This is a genomic window from Streptomyces sp. DH12 (assembly GCF_020873895.1).
GTDB lineage: Bacteria > Actinomycetota > Actinomycetes > Streptomycetales > Streptomycetaceae > Streptomyces.
On the sequence record NZ_JAHWGT010000732.1, the window covers coordinates 1 to 505 of the forward strand.

A 505-nucleotide genomic window follows, 5' to 3' on the forward strand; every position below is an offset into this window, starting at 1 on the left:
TCAGGGCGACCTCGGCGGTCTCCATCCGGCGGACGGTCGCCGGCGCCACCCGCAGGATCCGGGCGGCCTCCTCCCGTGAGAGGCCCGCGGCCTCCCGCAACTCGTACAGCCGCCGTCCGAGGACCACCTGGCCCACGGTGGGTGCGGCCCGCCGTTCACTCAACGCCACGCCTCCCCAACGTGCTCGGGCATGCGCTCATCCTGTCATGTCCCTCCGAGGCTCTCACGAGCCGCAGGTGACCGCCCTGTTTCACCGCCGCCCGCCGCATTACCCCGGACGTAATCGACCCGGCCACGTGACGCACGGGATCGTGGACGCACCGAGTCCCGCACCGCTTCTCGACGGAGGATGACGCCCCATGTCCACGACCTCGCTCGCCGCACCCGCCCGGACCGGAGAACCGCTGCGCCGCCTGCTGGCCCTCGACGCCGTGATGACCGGCGGCAACGCCCTCGCCTACCTCGCCCTGTCTCTTAAACACATCACCGAGCCCACGAGACTTGC

At 71.3% G+C, this 505-nt stretch carries 1 protein-coding gene; it reads right to left on the reverse strand.

The annotated features are described in order from the left end of the window. A partial coding sequence (locus tag LPA54_RS36770) for a helix-turn-helix transcriptional regulator (RefSeq protein WP_228984834.1) occupies positions 1–163 on the reverse strand: 163 nt, incomplete at its 3' end. Positions 164–505: the final 342 nt, after the last annotated feature.